The organism is Pseudomonas sp. GW821-FHT04C07 (assembly GCF_059420325.1).
The window spans coordinates 52,638-68,063 of the sequence record NZ_JBWKTM010000017.1 but is presented as its reverse complement, the minus strand read 5'-3'; the positions used below and the strand labels follow the sequence as shown (position 1 = coordinate 68,063).

General features: G+C 57.3%; 14 protein-coding genes and 1 pseudogene. 11 read left to right on the top strand and 4 right to left on the bottom strand.

Annotated elements, in window-relative coordinates; genetic code table 11:
- The first annotated feature begins 2 nt into the window (after positions 1-2).
- The 3 genes from AC07UI_RS25840 (at position 3) to AC07UI_RS25830 (ending at position 2,759) form a co-directional block, all read left to right on the top strand.
- Positions 3-785, top strand: coding sequence for a class II aldolase/adducin family protein (locus tag AC07UI_RS25840; RefSeq protein ID WP_494995150.1), 783 nt, complete (start codon positions 3-5; stop codon positions 783-785).
- Positions 785-1,687 (top strand): alpha/beta fold hydrolase, encoded by a 903-nt coding sequence (locus tag AC07UI_RS25835; RefSeq protein WP_494995149.1) that lies wholly within the window; start codon positions 785-787, stop codon positions 1,685-1,687. The genes AC07UI_RS25840 and AC07UI_RS25835 overlap by 1 nt, the downstream gene beginning before the upstream one ends.
- 160 nt (positions 1,688-1,847) lie before the next feature.
- Positions 1,848-2,759, top strand: coding sequence for an SDR family oxidoreductase (locus AC07UI_RS25830; RefSeq protein WP_494995148.1), 912 nt, complete (start codon positions 1,848-1,850; stop codon positions 2,757-2,759).
- A gap of 49 nt (positions 2,760-2,808) precedes the next feature.
- On the opposite strand, the gene AC07UI_RS25825 is transcribed toward AC07UI_RS25830, so the two are convergent.
- Both AC07UI_RS25825 and AC07UI_RS25820 read right to left on the bottom strand, forming a co-directional pair.
- Positions 2,809-3,066, bottom strand: coding sequence for a bacteriocin immunity protein (locus AC07UI_RS25825; protein WP_494995147.1), 258 nt, complete (start codon positions 3,064-3,066; stop codon positions 2,809-2,811).
- Between the two features lies 1 nt (position 3,067).
- Entirely contained in the window at positions 3,068-5,023 is a 1,956-nt protein-coding gene (locus tag AC07UI_RS25820; RefSeq protein ID WP_494995146.1) for a pyocin-S2/colicin E7-DNase domain-containing protein, read from the bottom strand.
- 1,052 nt (positions 5,024-6,075) lie between these two features.
- Between AC07UI_RS25820 and AC07UI_RS25815 the strand changes: the two are divergent.
- Both AC07UI_RS25815 and AC07UI_RS25810 read left to right on the top strand, forming a co-directional pair.
- Positions 6,076-6,186, top strand: a pseudogene (locus AC07UI_RS25815) (helix-turn-helix transcriptional regulator); the annotation flags it as partial.
- Between the two features lie 361 nt (positions 6,187-6,547).
- A complete protein-coding gene (locus AC07UI_RS25810) occupies positions 6,548-6,904 on the top strand; it encodes a hypothetical protein (RefSeq protein WP_494995145.1) in 357 nt (118 codons plus the stop codon).
- Between the two features lie 42 nt (positions 6,905-6,946).
- On the opposite strand, the gene AC07UI_RS25805 is transcribed toward AC07UI_RS25810, so the two are convergent.
- Positions 6,947-7,732 (bottom strand): IclR family transcriptional regulator, encoded by a 786-nt coding sequence (locus AC07UI_RS25805; RefSeq protein ID WP_494995144.1) that lies wholly within the window; start codon positions 7,730-7,732, stop codon positions 6,947-6,949.
- A 164-nt stretch (positions 7,733-7,896) separates the two neighbouring features.
- Between AC07UI_RS25805 and hmgA the strand changes: the two genes are divergently transcribed.
- Genes hmgA through maiA form a run of 3 tightly spaced genes read left to right on the top strand, consistent with a single transcriptional unit; the run spans position 7,897 to position 11,157 of the window.
- A complete protein-coding gene (gene hmgA / locus AC07UI_RS25800; protein WP_494995143.1) occupies positions 7,897-9,201 on the top strand; it encodes a homogentisate 1,2-dioxygenase in 1,305 nt (434 codons plus the stop codon).
- Positions 9,202-9,204: 3 nt separating this feature from the next.
- A complete protein-coding gene (gene fahA / locus AC07UI_RS25795) occupies positions 9,205-10,509 on the top strand; it encodes a fumarylacetoacetase (RefSeq protein ID WP_494995142.1) in 1,305 nt (434 codons plus the stop codon).
- 12 nt (positions 10,510-10,521) lie between these two features.
- The gene (gene maiA, locus AC07UI_RS25790) at positions 10,522-11,157 is read left to right on the top strand and encodes a maleylacetoacetate isomerase (protein WP_494995141.1); all 636 of its coding nucleotides are present in this window, start codon (positions 10,522-10,524) and stop codon (positions 11,155-11,157) included.
- Between the two features lie 75 nt (positions 11,158-11,232).
- Here the strand turns inward: maiA and AC07UI_RS25785 are convergent, their stop codons facing one another.
- Entirely contained in the window at positions 11,233-12,036 is an 804-nt protein-coding gene (locus tag AC07UI_RS25785) for a SirB1 family protein (protein WP_494995140.1), read from the bottom strand.
- A 181-nt stretch (positions 12,037-12,217) separates the two neighbouring features.
- Here AC07UI_RS25785 and AC07UI_RS25780 point away from each other — a divergent pair, with 181 nt between their 5' ends.
- The 3 genes from AC07UI_RS25780 (at position 12,218) to AC07UI_RS25770 (ending at position 15,414) form a co-directional block, all read left to right on the top strand.
- On the top strand, positions 12,218-13,237 hold the full coding sequence (locus AC07UI_RS25780) for a Leu/Phe/Val dehydrogenase (RefSeq protein WP_494995139.1): 1,020 nt from the start codon (positions 12,218-12,220) through the stop codon (positions 13,235-13,237).
- 103 nt (positions 13,238-13,340) lie between these two features.
- Positions 13,341-14,435, top strand: coding sequence for a pyruvate dehydrogenase (acetyl-transferring) E1 component subunit alpha (pdhA, locus tag AC07UI_RS25775; RefSeq protein WP_494995138.1), 1,095 nt, complete (start codon positions 13,341-13,343; stop codon positions 14,433-14,435).
- Positions 14,428-15,414, top strand: coding sequence for an alpha-ketoacid dehydrogenase subunit beta (locus AC07UI_RS25770; protein ID WP_494995137.1), 987 nt, complete (start codon positions 14,428-14,430; stop codon positions 15,412-15,414). The genes pdhA and AC07UI_RS25770 overlap by 8 nt, the downstream gene beginning before the upstream one ends.
- Positions 15,415-15,426 lie beyond the last annotated feature (12 nt).

Genomic DNA, 15,426 nt, shown 5'->3' with positions numbered 1-15,426 from the left:
CCGTGAGCGTAGCCCCCGTTCCATCGACACAGAATGTGAAAGACCAGGTCAGCGCCGCCGAGTGGCAGACCCGTGTGGATCTGGCAGCCTGCTATCGGCTGGTGGCGATGCATGGTTGGGACGATCTGATCTTTACCCACATTTCGGCCAAGGTGCCGGGCACTGAAGATTTTCTGATCAATCCCTTTGGTTTGATGTTTCACGAAATCACCGCGTCCAGTCTGGTGAAGGTCGATCAGGCCGGCAACAAGCTGATGGACAGTCCCTACGAGATCAATCCCGCGGGCTACACCATCCATAGCGCGGTGCATGAAGTGCGTCACGATGTGGTTTGCGTCCTGCATACCCATACGGCTGCTGGCGTGGCGGTTTCGGCACAGAAGCAAGGCGTGTTGCCGATCAGCCAGCAATCGCTGTTCGTGCTCGCAAGCCTTGCCTGTCACGGCTATGAAGGTGTGGCGCTGAATCACGAAGAGAAGGCGCGACTGCAAGCCGATCTCGGTGAAAACAATTTTTTGATGCTGCACAACCACGGTCTGCTGACCTGTGGCGGCACGATTGCCGATACCTTCCTGATGATGTTCACCTTCCAGCGAGCCTGCGAAATCCAGGTGCTGGCGCAGAACGGCGCGGCGGAGCTGATTACGATCGAGCCGCAGATTCTGGCAGGGGCCAAGGCCATGATCGCCGGGGTCACGAAAAGCGCTCAAGGCATGGGTGGCATGCTGGCCTGGCCAGCGCTGCTGCGCAAACTCGATAAACAAGACTCGGGATACAAACTCTAATGCATCTCGCCGAGATCCCTCTTTGCGTCTGGCGAAAGCGCGGGAAGAGCTTTGTGTTTCGCGGCCAGACCATTCGCTACTGGATGGCGGGGCAGGGGGAACCGCTGTTGCTGATTCATGGCTTCCCGACCGCCAGTTGGGATTGGCACTATCTCTGGCAGCCGCTGGCTCAGCGCTACCGGGTGATTGCCTGCGACATGCTCGGCTTTGGTGACTCGGCCAAACCGCGGGATCATGAGTACAGTCTGCTGGAACAAGCGGACCTGCAACAGGCGCTACTGGAGCATTTGGGTATCGAGCAGCCGGTGCATGTGCTGGCCCATGATTATGGCGATAGTGTTGCCCAGGAACTGCTTGCCCGTCATTACGAAGCCAGTATCCATATTGCCAGTTGCGTGTTTCTCAACGGTGGCCTGTTCCCGGAGGCCCATCGTCCGGTGCTGATACAGAAACTCTTGCTCAGCCCCTTGGGCTGGATGATCGGCCGGGCGTTCAGCCGTGACAGGCTGGTCAAGAGCTTCAGCCAGATCTTCGGTCCTCAGACCCGGCCCAGCGAAAGTGTGCTGGATGACTTCTGGAGCCTGGTCGACAACAACCATGGGACGCGGATCCTGCACAAATTGATCAGCTACATCCCGGAGCGTCGGGTGCAGCGCGAGCGGTGGGTCAGCGCCATGCAGCGTGGTGACGTGCCGCTGCGGGTCATTGATGGTGAGGTCGATCCGGCTTCCGGTGCGCACATGGTTGTGCGCTACCGGGAGTTGATCCCGGAACCGGACACCATTCTACTGGCCCGGATCGGCCATTACCCCCAGACCGAAGCACCGGTGCAGGTGCTCAAACATTATCTGGATTTTCGTGACCAGCTTATTTCCCCACCCAGAAAAATGGCGTGCTCCTGAACTCGTTTCTACGAGGTTTTGCGTTCGACGATTCTCACTATCAGCCGCCAATCATCCCCCTGCCTTATCGCGCACCATTCAGCCTGCGCCGTATTCATTGTGACCAGCAAGCCTGTGCCTGACACTCAACGTATTGTCCATTGGCCTGCTGGAGTTCCGTATGAATGAGTCTGTGCGCTTCGAAGATAAAGTCGTGATCGTCACCGGTGCAGGCGGTGGCCTCGGACGGGCTCATGCACTGCTGTTCGCTAAACATGGTGCAAAAGTGCTGGTCAACGATCTCGGCGGTTCGGCTCAGGGCGAAGGCGCAAACGCATCGGCGGCAGACCGTGTGGTGGCAGAGATTCGTGATGCAGGCGGGATCGCCCAAGCCAACCACGACTCGGTCACCGATGGCGACAAAATCGTTCAGAACGCTATGGATGCATTTGGCCGCGTTGACGTAGTCGTAAACAACGCCGGTATCCTGCGGGACAAAACCTTCCACAAAATGGACGACAGCGACTGGGACCTGGTTTACCGCGTGCATGTCGAAGGCGCCTACAAAGTTACCCGCGCCGCCTGGCCGCATATGCGTGAGCAACGTTATGGCCGGGTTATCTTCACCGCCTCAACCTCAGGCATTTACGGCAACTTTGGCCAGTCCAACTATGGCATGGCCAAACTCGGCCTTTATGGCCTGACCCGCACTTTGGCCATCGAGGGCCGCAAGAGCAACATCCTGGTCAACGCTATCGCCCCCACCGGCGGCACGCGCATGACCGAAGGGCTGATTCCGCCGCAAGTCTTCGAACAACTCAAACCGGAACTGGTCAGCCCGCTGGTGGTGTACCTGGCCAGCGAAAGTTGCCAGGAAACCTCCGGCCTGTTCGAAGTGGGCGGCGGCTGGATGGGCAAAGTCCGCTGGGAACGCAGTCTCGGCGCAGGCTTCGATCCCCGTGAAGGCTTCTCGCCGGAAGACGTCGCCGCCCATTGGCAACAGATCTGCGACTTTGAAGGTGCAGCTCATCCGAAGGACAACATCGAAGCGTTGAAGGAAATGATGGAGAACTTGCAGAAGTATTCGCTTTAAGAAAAAGCAACAGGGTCAAGAGCAAATGTTGACCCTGTTTGGTTTTTTATTATTCGATTTTAAATCCAGACTTGCCGTTCGCTGCTCTCCACTCTTTAATTTTTGCGAGAATGATTTCTGGAGTTGCTTCTTGCTCTGACGGTGCGTAATAAATTAAATCAGAGCCGTCGGGGTGCTCGGTCAACCGTTCAAAATCAAGCACAGCCTGTATTTGTTCGGCTTCTGTTGGATATTCTGAATTACAGATTTTTTTAATAAATAGCAGGAATTCATTTTCGGTATAATCAGAAAATATTTTGATGGGCATGTTATTTTTCTCCTTTATGTATCTCGCCATGTCGTTTTGGGGTGACTATATGAATGTTGTCGATATCATATAATGTACCGTCTTTCGAAAGATGTTGTATGTGGTGTAGCTCAAATTTTACCTGGTCGCCAACTCTATCGCTTTTACGAGAGAACGGTGCCCGACCATTTTTCATTTCAAGGATGTTGTTACTAATGAACTGTTTAGACAGTTCAGTATCTTGAGCTACGGCTATCCATAAAGCCTCCCGAAAGTCCCTAAATCTCCTGAAATTTTTTCCCCGCAACTGATCCGCAATCTGCGAAGGAATGGGAGCACCTTCCCCTTGAGTCGCAGCGCCTAACCAAGTGTCTGAAACCGGCTGTCCGCTCCCACTGGCAACCCCGGGATCCTGGCGACGGTCGCTGAACATCGTAAAAACAGGAGGGAGCCCCGACTCAATCGGAAAAACGGTGATGAAGCCGCCAAAGCTGTACTGATCGGCTGACGGGAACGTATCGACTCGTCCTTCGGTCGGGGTGACGGTGGCGCCCTCATAAACGGGTACATCCGGCTTTGTAGCAGGAAAGGCGGTCGAGGCGTTTTCCGGTTTCACTATTGGCGTCCATGTCATGACTCTGGACGGTGAATCCGGGCTGTAAGAGGTGTAGATATTCTTGTGTGAATCGAACGTGGCGAGTCTGGCAGATACTTTGGAAGGAACCGTTAGGCCGTCGGTTGCTGCAACAACGACTTCCACTTTTCCCCCAAAAGTCCTCGAACCGATAATCACCGGTAGTTCAATTTCCCCGCGAGCAACAGCAACCTCATGCAAGTCAGCCGTAGAGTCAGAAGCCAGTTCTGACAGTGGGACGCTAATGGAATATAGATCGCTGTTGCCCAACTTTGACGGGATGAGCAGCGCAGCGAATCCACCTACAATTGCACCCGCTGAAGCAGTTGCACCTGCAGTAACCGCGGACACCGCAGTGCGCAGGGCGGCTTTTAGCGCCAAGGAGATGGTCGGGTTGGTCGAGATCGTTCCGCTGGAGATGGTAAATACCGGGCCGAATGCCGCAGATGAACCCGCGTTGGCAAACGTGATGGCTCGCTGGCGGGCATGTTCCTCTGCCAGTTTCTTCGCTTGCTGTTCCGCTTCCAGTCGTACCCGTTCGGCTTGCCGTTTAACTTCAGCCAGTGCCTCAAGACGAGCCTGTTCGGCGGCGATGTGCTGAGCAGCCGCTTTTGCAGCAGCCTCAGCCTGCTCGTTGGCCAATCGTTGAGCTTCTGCCAATGCTGCAACCCGCGCCTGCTCTCGAGCCCGGGCCTCTGCTTGCGCGTTGATGCGGGCCAATTCAGCAGCAACCCTCTGGGCTTCCTGTTCCGCAGCCATTCGTGCCTGATCATCTGCCTGCACAGCGCGGAGAAAGTTCTGCACATTGACGGATTGCTGGTTGAGCAACTGAATGGTTTGGGACAACAATCGTGCGTCGTGGGCCGCCCTGTACGACGTGGCCCACGCCTGCATCGCAATACCATCAGGGACGACCACCTTCTCCAGGGTCAAGGCTTTTGGGTAGAACTCCTGCAACGGCCTGTCAATTGGGTCGAAGCCATAAAATTCATTGGCGATAGCCGTTTTGTAATGGAACTCAGCCGTCTTTCGAATCAATAGTTTGTTACGCACGCCCAACTCGCGAATGATCGCTTCAGCGGGCGGAAGCGGGTTGGTTGGACCTTCCAGCCTTGTTGCGGCCAGTTCATTCTCAATGGTTTGCGGTAGTTGGTTGGATAGGGTTTTATACTCCTCTGCCAATGTACTGGCGGTGGTTTTCAGTTTGTGCAAATTTATTCCGACTGCCGGCTGGAAGCCGGGCTTGGACGTTCTGTCGAAACCTCCCCCAATGGGGTCTTTACCGGGTGGTGGCTGAGCACCAACGTAGATTGCTGGAAGTACATGTTCCTGACGGTCAGACATGTTTTGTTCTCCGTGATATTGATCAGTGTCAACTTGCTTAGAGATGAATGGTTTAGGCTCGATGTTCGAGCGTAAAGATTGTTTGTTGAGTATTGATTTTCTTGTGCATTACTTGTCCTGCGTTGGATGCGAAAAATTAAGCGTTTGAGCAAGTGTTTGCATGTTAGCGAATGGCGTTTGGTAATGGGTCTGAGAAATGTGTAGGTTATTTCTTGTTTTTGTTGCGTGCGTCGAAGGTTTGGTTTTTTGTTAATAATTGAAGTGTGTGAATTAAAGGTGGGATGTTTTTTTATGTGTCAGCTAAAAGTTATTTGTTTTCTGTAGAGGCTTTCTGGTTTGTTGCTGGTCGCAGTTCTGCGTGTAAAGCTCGCCCTGCGACCACTTTACTTTTCAGTACATTGGGGCGAGAGGAATCAGGCGCAGATAAAGTTGCGGGCAGATGGAACAAGCAAAAAAAAGCCGCTGCATCAGCAGCGGCTAAAATAAGACGTTAGATAAAGGAGCAATAAATCAACGTCAGTGAACTCAGTGGTAAAAGCTTGAATAAGTTTTTTCAAGCTGTCCGAATGCTATCAATCAGAAGTGGAGTATTCACACTTCACTGTTTGCTCTTTCTGGCTGTTTGCCGTGAAAGCCCGGCAAGAATAAACACTTATCTCCCCGTGAAAAATAGTGATTCAGAACAATGACTGTTACAGCTTCAGCAACAGTCACCGTTCAGACTGCGCGCGTCCCCGTAGCAGCTGCCGAAAGCTGCGTCCGAGCCTGGGTCGCGTCCGACCGACGCACACGCAAAACCAGACACCGTGTTTTTCAGAATAACCAGGTCTGCATGATTTACGACTGCTGCGCAGCCGGACGCAGCCTTCGGCAGCTGCTACAAAAGCCGGTGCTATCCATCCCCCTGATAACGTCCCATCCAGCCCACGCATGCTCCGCTGCAAGCCCTGGCAGGCGCAGGCATTCATCCTTTCGAGGTACAACGCGAATACCTCCTTGGTGCGCTTATCGCTCCCGATTGCCGACAGTAGGGTGAGGCCTTCTGTCACTCATTTATCTCGTTGCATACGGTGAAAACTCATGCCCGGCGGATTCACGGCAAGCTTGGGGTGGAACGCCGGACTCAGGCGGTCGCCAAGGCCAGGCAGCTGGAACTGATGTGACGTGTATATGCCTTTAATATCTGGCGCTGTGAAACTCAGTGAGTGAGTCTTGGATGAGTAAAAACTGTACGTGACTCGAATGGAACTGTGTGGGCCTATGATGTTCTTTTTACGAAATCATACATATTTCAGTGAGCGATGCTTTTGTAATCGGCTATAAATTTATTCGCGGCAAGAATAAGTGGTGCCTTGAATCTGCTCTGTCGGTCCATCCTTAATTAACCAAAGGGAGTCTTCGGAGCCGATTTGTCCCTTGGGAACAGTATGAGGTGGTTTGTAAGTAACGTTTGAATATCAGAAGGCTCATGTATTGATATTCCAGACTTGGAGTCTGGGCACGTGAGCGTTAAAAGGAGCAGTTATGAGTGACCAATATTTTCACAAGAATGATCCGCGTATTACCGAGCTTCACAAAGGCCATATTGCATATGCAGTGCGTGTACTCTTGGGTGAGCGTCTTGAAAAGCTGGGGCTTCACCCTGAAAGGACATACATCACCAGTGTTGATAATCTTGTCTCTCAGCAAATTTTCGGATCGCGAACGCTGTTCGACGAGGTGCTGGAGAAGGTTCAGGAGAACGATCGACCCACGTATAGCCAAGGGAATGTCGGTATTTTTACCGAGTCGTATTCGTTTGCACCTGAACATAAGGTGAAGGGGTTGGACATTATTCAGTTTGAAAACATGCTCATCAACATCGTCGATGTATTGAATTAACGATGTTGACGCTGCACCGGACGATTCTATTGAACCGTCCGGTCAGCGCTCATACCCCATTCTCCAACTCACCGCCTGCGTCGCCGCCAACAAACGCTGCGCTGCCGGGCCATTCTCATCGGCATGAAACAACGACGTCGGCCCGACCACCGTCAGCACCGCCGCCACATTTCCGACCGCGTTGAACACCGGTGCCGACAACGCGTCCACACCCGGCATCAACAGGCCATGGACATGATGCAGACCGCGTAAACGGATCTGTTCGCACACTGCCGCGTAAGCCTTCTCATCGGCCAGCAGATGACCAGCGCTCGCTTTCAGTTCCTGCTCGCGCAACTCGATGGTTTCGCGGTTCGGCAGGAAAGCGCTGAACACCAACCCTGTCGATGAGCTGAGCAATGGCAATACCGAGCCCAATTGTGTGACCACCGTCACTGCGCGCACCGCCGGTTCGATATGCACCACGGTCGCACCCTGATTACCCCATACCGCGAGGAAGCACGTTTCGTTCAGCTCGTCGCGCAACTCGGCCAGCGGCAGCGCGGCGACTTTCAGCACGTCCATACTGCTAAGAGCGGCCAAACCCACGCGCAATGCTTCACGGCCCAGGCCGTAATGGTTGGTGGCGGTATTTTGCTCAGCAAAACCGCTGGCAATCAGCGCCTGCAAATAGCGATGGACCTTGCTCGCCGGCATCTTCACGTGTTCGGCCAGACGCGACAAAGAAGTGGCCGGCGACAGTTCCGCCAGGGCCTTGAGGATGTCAGTACCGACCTCGGCCGAGCGGACTTTCTGTTTACCGTTGCTGTCGCTGGTGTTCTTTTCCATGGAGGCGGTGTGATCCCGAGACGAATGGACGTCTTTATAGCTTGACGCTCAATACCAATCAAATTACGTTATGCGTAATCTAATTACGATAAAAACAATGCGGGCGTGCTGAGACTTCTGGATCGGAAGGTACAGCGCTCTGCTCACTCCACTCAGGAGGCTCCATGGACCTCGATTCCTCGGCGCAAGCCTTGGCTTATCAGTCAGGCTTTGGCAACGAATTCAGCAGTGAAGCGCTGCCTGGCGCGTTGCCCGTCGGCCAGAATTCTCCGCAAAAAGCGCCCTACGGTCTCTACACCGAACTCTTCTCCGGCACCGCGTTCACCATGGCTCGCAGCGAAGCGCGGCGCACCTGGATGTACCGCATTCAGCCATCGGCCAACCACCCGGCGTTCGTCAAGCTGGAACGGCAACTGGCGGGTGGCCCGCTGGGTGACGTCACGCCTAATCGCCTGCGCTGGAACCCGTTGGACATTCCCAGCGAACCGACCGATTTCATCGACGGTCTGGTGAGCATGGCTGCCAACTCGGCGGCGCAGAAGCCGGCCGGGATCAGTATCTATAACTACCGCGCCAACCGCTCGATGGAGCGGGTGTTCTTCAACGCCGACGGCGAGTTGCTGGTGGTGCCGGAGCAGGGCTGTCTGCGTATCGCCACCGAACTGGGTGTGCTTGAGCTGGAACCGCTGGAAATCGCCGTGCTGCCTCGCGGTATGAAATTCCGTGTCGAGCTGCTCGATGCCCAGGCTCGCGGCTACATCGCCGAGAACCATGGCGCACCCCTGCGCCTGCCGGACCTGGGGCCGATTGGCAGCAACGGCCTGGCCAATCCGCGGGACTTCCTGACCCCGGTCGCCCATTACGAAGACCTCAAGCAGCCCACTACCCTGGTGCAGAAATTCCTCGGCGAACTCTGGGGTTGCGAGCTCGATCATTCGCCGCTGAACGTGGTCGCCTGGCACGGTAACAACGTGCCATACAAATATGACCTGCGGCGTTTCAACACGATCGGCACGGTCAGCTTTGACCATCCCGATCCATCGATCTTCACCGTCCTTACGTCGCCGACCAGTGTCCACGGCTTGGCCAACCTCGACTTTGTGATCTTCCCGCCACGCTGGATGGTGGCTGAGAACACCTTCCGTCCACCGTGGTTCCACCGCAACTTGATGAACGAGTACATGGGTCTGATCCAGGGCAGTTACGACGCCAAGGCCGAAGGCTTCCTGCCGGGTGGTGCGTCCTTGCACAGCTGCATGAGCGCCCACGGGCCAGACGGCGAGACCTGCACCAAAGCGATCGCCGCTGAGCTTTCGCCGAGCAAGATCGACAACACCATGGCTTTCATGTTCGAAACCAGTCAGGTGCTGCGCCCGAGTCGCTTCGCCCTCGACTGCCCGCAGTTGCAGAATGACTACGATGCTTGCTGGGCGTCGTTGCCCGCTACCTTCAATCCGAACCGGAGATAACCGATGAATCAGCCAACCATCACTCGTAGCTGGGTTGCCTCCGCCAACGGCCACGCCGATTTCCCGCTGCAAAACCTGCCGTTGGGTGTGTTCAGCATCAACGGTTCTGCACCCCGCAGCGGCGTGGCGATCGGTGAGCACATCTTTGATCTGGAAGCGGCGCTGGAGGCCGGTCTGTTTGACGGCGCAGCATGCACGGCGATCGAAACTACCCGCGGTGGCCAGTTGAACGCGTTCTTCGAGCTGGGCCGCAGTGCTCGCCTCGCTTTGCGCGAACGTCTGCTGGAACTGTTCGCCGAAGGCAGCACCCTGCACGGCAAGATCGAAGCCCAAGGCGCGAAGTTGCTGCCACTGGCTGCGAACTGCCAAATGCACTTGCCAGCGAAGATCAATGATTACACCGACTTCTATGTCGGCATCGAGCACGCACAAAACGTCGGCAAGCTGTTCCGTCCCGACAACCCGCTGCTGCCGAACTATAAATATGTACCGATCGGCTACCATGGCCGCGCATCGACCATTCGCCCGTCCGGCACCGACGTGCGTCGGCCGAAAGGCCAGACCCTGCCGGCCGGTCAGACCGAGCCGACTTTCGGCCCATGTGCGCGCCTGGACTATGAGCTTGAACTGGGTATCTGGATCGGTCAGGGCAACGCCATGGGCGACTCGATTGCCATTGGCGATGCTGCGGAGCACATCGCCGGTTTCTGCCTGCTCAACGACTGGTCGGCGCGGGATATCCAAGCGTGGGAGTACCAGCCGCTGGGTCCATTCCTGTCCAAAAGCTTCATCACCAGCATCTCGCCGTGGGTGGTGACGGCCGAAGCCCTGGAGCCATTCCGTCGTGCCCAACCGGCCCGTCCGGAGGGCGATCCACAGCCGCTGCCGTATCTGCTCGACAAGCGTGATCAGGCCACCGGTGCCTTCGATATCGAACTGGAAGTGCTGTTGCTGACCGAGTCGATGCGCGAACAGAACCTGCCGGCCCATCGCCTGACTTTGAGCAACACTAAACACATGTACTGGACCGTGGCGCAGATGGTTGCGCACCACAGCGTCAACGGCTGCCAGCTGCAGGCCGGCGATCTGTTCGGTTCGGGCACCCTGTCGGGGCCAGAGAATGGTCAGTTCGGCAGCCTGCTGGAAATCACCGAGGGCGGCAAAAAGCCGATCGAACTGGCGTCGGGCGAAGTGCGTAAATTCCTCGAAGACGGCGACGAAATCATCCTGCGTGCTCGCTGCAGTGCTGACGGTGTTGCCTCCATCGGTTTCGGCGAATGCCGCGGCAAAATCCTGCCGGCACGTTAAGAGGTTCTAGCCATGGAACTCTATACCTACTATCGCTCAACCTCGTCCTATCGGGTGCGCATCGCGCTGGCGCTCAAGGGGCTGGATTACCAGGCGCTGCCGATCAACCTGATCGCCGCCCAAGGTGGCGAACATCGGCAGCCGGCGTACCTGAGTGTCAACCCGCAGGGCCGCGTACCGGCCTTGCGCACCGATGAAGGCGACTTGCTGATTCAGTCACCGGCGATCATCGAGTACCTCGAGGAACGTTATCCACAGGTGCCGTTGCTGTCCAAAGATCTGGCCACCCGCGCGCACGAGCGTGGGGTGGCAGCGTTGATCGGTTGCGACATTCATCCGTTGCACAACGTCAGCGTGCTCAACCTGCTGCGCCAATGGGGCCATGACGAGGTTCAGGTGGTGCAGTGGATCAGTCACTGGATCACCCAAGGGCTGACGACGGTCGAACACTTGATCGGCAACGAAGGTTACTGCTTTGGCGGCGAGCCGGGGTTGGCGGATGTCTACCTGATCCCGCAGGTGTATGCGGCCGAACGGTTCAACATTTCCCTTGAGGGCTATCCACGGATTCGTCGGGTGGCCGCGTTGGCTGCTCAGCATCCGGCGTTTCTCAAGGCGCATCCGGCGCAGCAACCCGATACACCGTAGTGTGAGGGTTGATGATCGTTCCCACGCTCTGCGTGGGAATGCCGCCATGGACGCTCTGCGTCCGTCAATTCAGACTCAATGCACAATCGAATTAGGCGGTAAATGCCCCAACCGCTCGGTCAGTCGCAACCGCTGTATCGGGTCTTCACTGAGCAGCAACGCATGCTCAAGATCGAAGCGCTCGGCATTTGGGCAATCCAGACGTTGATACAGGCTGGCGCGGGCCAGGTAATCGGCTGCGCTGGCGTTACCCAGCTCCAGCACACGTTCGGCGTCGATCAGTGCGCCGAGGTTGTCGTTGTTGGCGAGGTGTAACTGGCGCAGGTTGCGCGACAGGCGCTGCAACATGTGAATCGGCTCGGCGGTGAGTAAATGCTCTGCGCCAAGCTTCATGTTCGGACCATATTGGCGTTGCAGCAGCTCACGGCAATCATTGGGATATAGCCGTCGCCCGCCGCACGGGTCGAGCAGATGGTCAGTACCAGGCACTCGCAGCAGGAAATGCCCCGGGAAGTTGACGCCGACCAGGGGGATTTCCAGACGCCTGGCCAGCTCCAGGGCAACCAACCCCAGCGCCAGCGGTTGTCCGCGTCTGCGTTCCAGTACTTTATCGAGCAGTGCAGCCTGGGGTCGCAGCGGGGTGGAATCATCCTGCGCAAAGTGCAGGTCATTCATACGGCGCAACAAGGGCTGCCCGAGCTCAGTCACCGGCAACATCGGCAAACCGGAGCTGACCCGTTGCTGCAGCTCTATGAAATTGTGCAACAGCACCTCTGGCTCTACCGCCGGATCGTGCTCGACAGCGATCCACAGTGCCGCTTCAAAGAGCGCCGGTGGAGAGCGTTGCAGACAGGCGAAAAAAGCTTGGCGGGGGGTCATCAAAATCTCCGGTGAATGCCTCGTTTTAGCCCCGTCGCCGGCTTTCGTCCAGTGCCGTGCGCATGACGTTGCAGGTTATGTCTGAAAGCCTGCAAACAGCCTCGGCTTATTCCCGTGTGCTTCAGCAATCTTTTACCGGAAGCCTATACTGGCGACATAAGCTTTATTCGGGAGCCCGATGATGTTTGCTCTCATGCAAAGCACTCGCCTTGAATCGCTGCACCTGAGCGTCGACCCAAAGACCGGGTTGAAGGCGGTGATTGCCATTCATTGCAGTCGCTTGGGACCAGCCCTGGGCGGTTGTCGTTACCTTGCCTACCCCGACGACGAAAGCGCAGTGGTCGACGCTGTGCGTCTGGCCCAGGGAATGAGTTACAAGGCTGCATTGGCCGGTCTGCCTCAAGGCGGCGGCGTAGCGGTGATCGTTCGCCCGCCTCATGTCGAAAGTCGTGCCGCCTTGTTTGAATCTTTCGGCCGCTGCATCGAACAGCTTGATGGTCGCTACATCACCGCCATCGACAGTGGTACCTCGGTTGCCGACATGGATTGCATTGCCCAACAGACCCAGCATGTCACCAGCACCACCGCTGCGGGCGATCCTTCGCCGCACACCGCCATGGGCGTGTTCGCCGGAATCCGCACCACTGCCATGGCCCGTTTGGGCAGCGATAACCTTGAAGGTTTGCGTATTGCCATTCAAGGTTTGGGTAATGTCGGCTTTGCACTCGCCGAGCAATTGCACGCCGCAGGTGCCGAATTGCTGGTCAGCGACATTGACCCCGGCAAAGTACAGTTGGCCATGGAGCTATTGGGGGCTCATCCAATTGCCAATGAAGCGCTGCTCAGCACCCCGTGCGACATTCTCGCGCCTTGCGGTCTGGGTGGTGTGCTCAACAGCCACAGCGTCGCCCAATTGCGCTGCGCGGCGGTAGCCGGTTCCGCGCACAATCAGCTGACCAACCTGCTAGTCGCCGATCAACTGGAAAATCGCGGGATTCTGTATGCACCGGATTACGTGATCAATTCCGGCGGGTTGATTTACGTTGCGCTGAAACATCGTGGCGAAGAGCTGACGACCATTACCGCTCACCTCTCGAAAATCGGCGCACGGCTGACCGAAGTCTTCGCCCACGCCCAGGCCGAAAAACGCTCCCCGGCGCGGGTGGCTGACGAGTTGGCGGAGCGCCTGCTATACCGATAGGAGAGAGCAAAGACCCCACGACGGCCGACTTGCTCGAAAGGCCCGCGCCACAAGCACCGGGCTCAACAGCATCACGCTTATCCGGCGTGTAAGGAGCGGTGCCATGCCCAATAAGGTCGACCTTCCCTATACCCGCTATTTATCTCCCGACGGCAAACTGCTTGGTGAGCTTCCTGCCTGGGCGGATGATTTCAACCTGCTGACGCGCCTCTACCGGCAGATGGTGTTGACGCGCCTGTTCGATCAGAAAGCCGTCGCTCTGCAACGCACCGGGCGCATTGGGACTTACGCGCCGACCTTGGGCCAGGAGGCGATCGGCGTCGCGATTGGCAGCCTGATGCGCCCCGAAGATGTGCTGGTGCCCTATTACCGCGACACCGCCGTGCAATTGATGCGCGGGGTACGCATGGAAGAAATTCTCCTGTATTGGGGGGGCGACGAGCGCGGCAGTGACTTTGCCGAACCTGCGGTGGCCCAGGATTTCCCCATCTGTGTGCCGATCGCGACCCAGGCGCTGCATGCCTGTGGCGTCGCCAGTGCATTCAAGATCCGTGGCGAGCATCGGGTGGTGGTGACCACCTGTGGCGACGGCGCCACCAGTAAAGGTGATTTCCTCGAAGCCCTCAACGTGGCCGGAGCCTGGCAGTTGCCGGTGGTGTTCGTGGTCAACAACAACCAATGGGCGATCTCGGTACCGCGGCGGATTCAGTGCGGCGCGCCGACTCTGGCGCAGAAGGCGATTGGCGCCGGGTTCCACGGCGAGCAGGTCGACGGCAATGACATGCTCGCGGTGTATGAGCGCATGCAAATCGCCCTCGAACGGGCGCGTCACGGCAAAGGCCCGGTACTGCTGGAATGCCTGAGTTATCGTCTCGGCGACCACACCACCGCGGACGACGCCACGCGTTACCGCCCGGCCGATGAGGTCAAGCAAGCCTGGCTTGAAGAACCGATCAAACGCCTGCAAACCTTCATGGCCGGGCAGGGTGTCTGGGATGAAGGTCGCGAGCAGGCGCTGATCGCCGAATGCCAGGGTCTGGTGCAGCGTGCTGTGGATAACTTCGATGCGGCTGGCAATCAAGCGCCGGAAGCGGTGATGCGATACGTCTATGCACAGTGGCCGGCGGCCTTGGCGGAACAGCGCGAATGGTTTCTCGAAAGGATTGCGCGGCGCGCGGGAGGTTCGGCTCATGAGTAACGAAAAAGTCAGCCTCCTTGAAGCCGTGAACCTGGCCATGCACCGGGCCATGAGCGAAGACGAAAATGTCATCGTCCTCGGCGAAGACGTCGGCGTGAACGGCGGTGTGTTTCGTGCCACCCAAGGATTGCGGGACAGCTTCGGCTTCAAACGGGTCATCGACTCGCCACTGGCGGAAACCATGCTCGGTGGACTTGTGGTGGGCATGGCCGCTCAAGGCTTGAAGCCGGTGGTGGAAATCCAGTTCATGGGTTTTATCTACGCCACCATGGAGCACCTGGTGTCCCACGCCAGCCGCATGCGCAACCGCACGCGTGGGCGGATCACTTGCCCGATGGTAATGCGCTCGCCGATGGGCGCCGGAATTCGTGCGCCGGAGCATCACAGCGAAAGTACCGAAGCATTGCTTGCGCATATTCCGGGGCTACGGGTGGTGATTCCATCGTCGCCGGCAAGAGCCTATGGCTTGCTGCTGGCGGCCATCGATGATCCCGATCCGGTGGTGTTTCTCGAGCCAACCCGGCTCTATCGCATGAACCCGCAACCGCTGGTCGATGACGGCAAACGCCTGCCGCTGGATACCTGCTTCACCCTGCGCGAAGGCAACGACATCACCTTGATCAGTTGGGGCGCCAGCGTCATGGAAACCTTGCAGGCCGCCACCGCGCTGGCCGAGCAGGGCGTTTCGGCGGAGGTAATCGATGTCGCCTGCGTCAAACCTTTGGACCTCGACACCCTTGAAGCCTCGGTACGCAAGACCGGTCGCTGCGTGATCGTCCATGAAGCACCACGCTCCTGTGGCGTTGGTGCGGAAATCGCTGCGAGCCTCTACGAGCGGGTATTGCTGCAATTGCAGGCACCGATCCAGCGAGTCACCGCGCCGGATATTCCGCCACCGCTGTACCGGCTCGAACACCTGTATATCCCCAGCGTCGAGGACATCCTTTACGCCTGCGATACCGCGCTGAATTTCGCCTGAGCCCGAGGAGGG

What these genes read in the sequence shown, in the direction of transcription:
- AC07UI_RS25785 (WP_494995140.1), bottom strand. Translation starts at nt 12,036, where the DNA reads ATGACCCCCCGCCAAGCTTTTTTCGCCTGTCTGCAACGCTCTCCACCG.
- AC07UI_RS25780 (WP_494995139.1), top strand. Translation starts at nt 12,218, where the DNA reads ATGTTTGCTCTCATGCAAAGCACTCGCCTTGAATCGCTGCACCTGAGC.
- fahA (WP_494995142.1), top strand. Translation starts at nt 9,205, where the DNA reads ATGAATCAGCCAACCATCACTCGTAGCTGGGTTGCCTCCGCCAACGGC.
- AC07UI_RS25805 (WP_494995144.1), bottom strand. Translation starts at nt 7,732, where the DNA reads ATGGAAAAGAACACCAGCGACAGCAACGGTAAACAGAAAGTCCGCTCG.
- pdhA (WP_494995138.1), top strand. Translation starts at nt 13,341, where the DNA reads ATGCCCAATAAGGTCGACCTTCCCTATACCCGCTATTTATCTCCCGAC.
- maiA (WP_494995141.1), top strand. Translation starts at nt 10,522, where the DNA reads ATGGAACTCTATACCTACTATCGCTCAACCTCGTCCTATCGGGTGCGC.
- AC07UI_RS25835 (WP_494995149.1), top strand. Translation starts at nt 785, where the DNA reads ATGCATCTCGCCGAGATCCCTCTTTGCGTCTGGCGAAAGCGCGGGAAG.
- AC07UI_RS25825 (WP_494995147.1), bottom strand. Translation starts at nt 3,066, where the DNA reads ATGCCCATCAAAATATTTTCTGATTATACCGAAAATGAATTCCTGCTA.
- AC07UI_RS25770 (WP_494995137.1), top strand. Translation starts at nt 14,428, where the DNA reads ATGAGTAACGAAAAAGTCAGCCTCCTTGAAGCCGTGAACCTGGCCATG.
- AC07UI_RS25810 (WP_494995145.1), top strand. Translation starts at nt 6,548, where the DNA reads ATGAGTGACCAATATTTTCACAAGAATGATCCGCGTATTACCGAGCTT.
- hmgA (WP_494995143.1), top strand. Translation starts at nt 7,897, where the DNA reads ATGGACCTCGATTCCTCGGCGCAAGCCTTGGCTTATCAGTCAGGCTTT.
- AC07UI_RS25830 (WP_494995148.1), top strand. Translation starts at nt 1,848, where the DNA reads ATGAATGAGTCTGTGCGCTTCGAAGATAAAGTCGTGATCGTCACCGGT.
- AC07UI_RS25820 (WP_494995146.1), bottom strand. Translation starts at nt 5,023, where the DNA reads ATGTCTGACCGTCAGGAACATGTACTTCCAGCAATCTACGTTGGTGCT.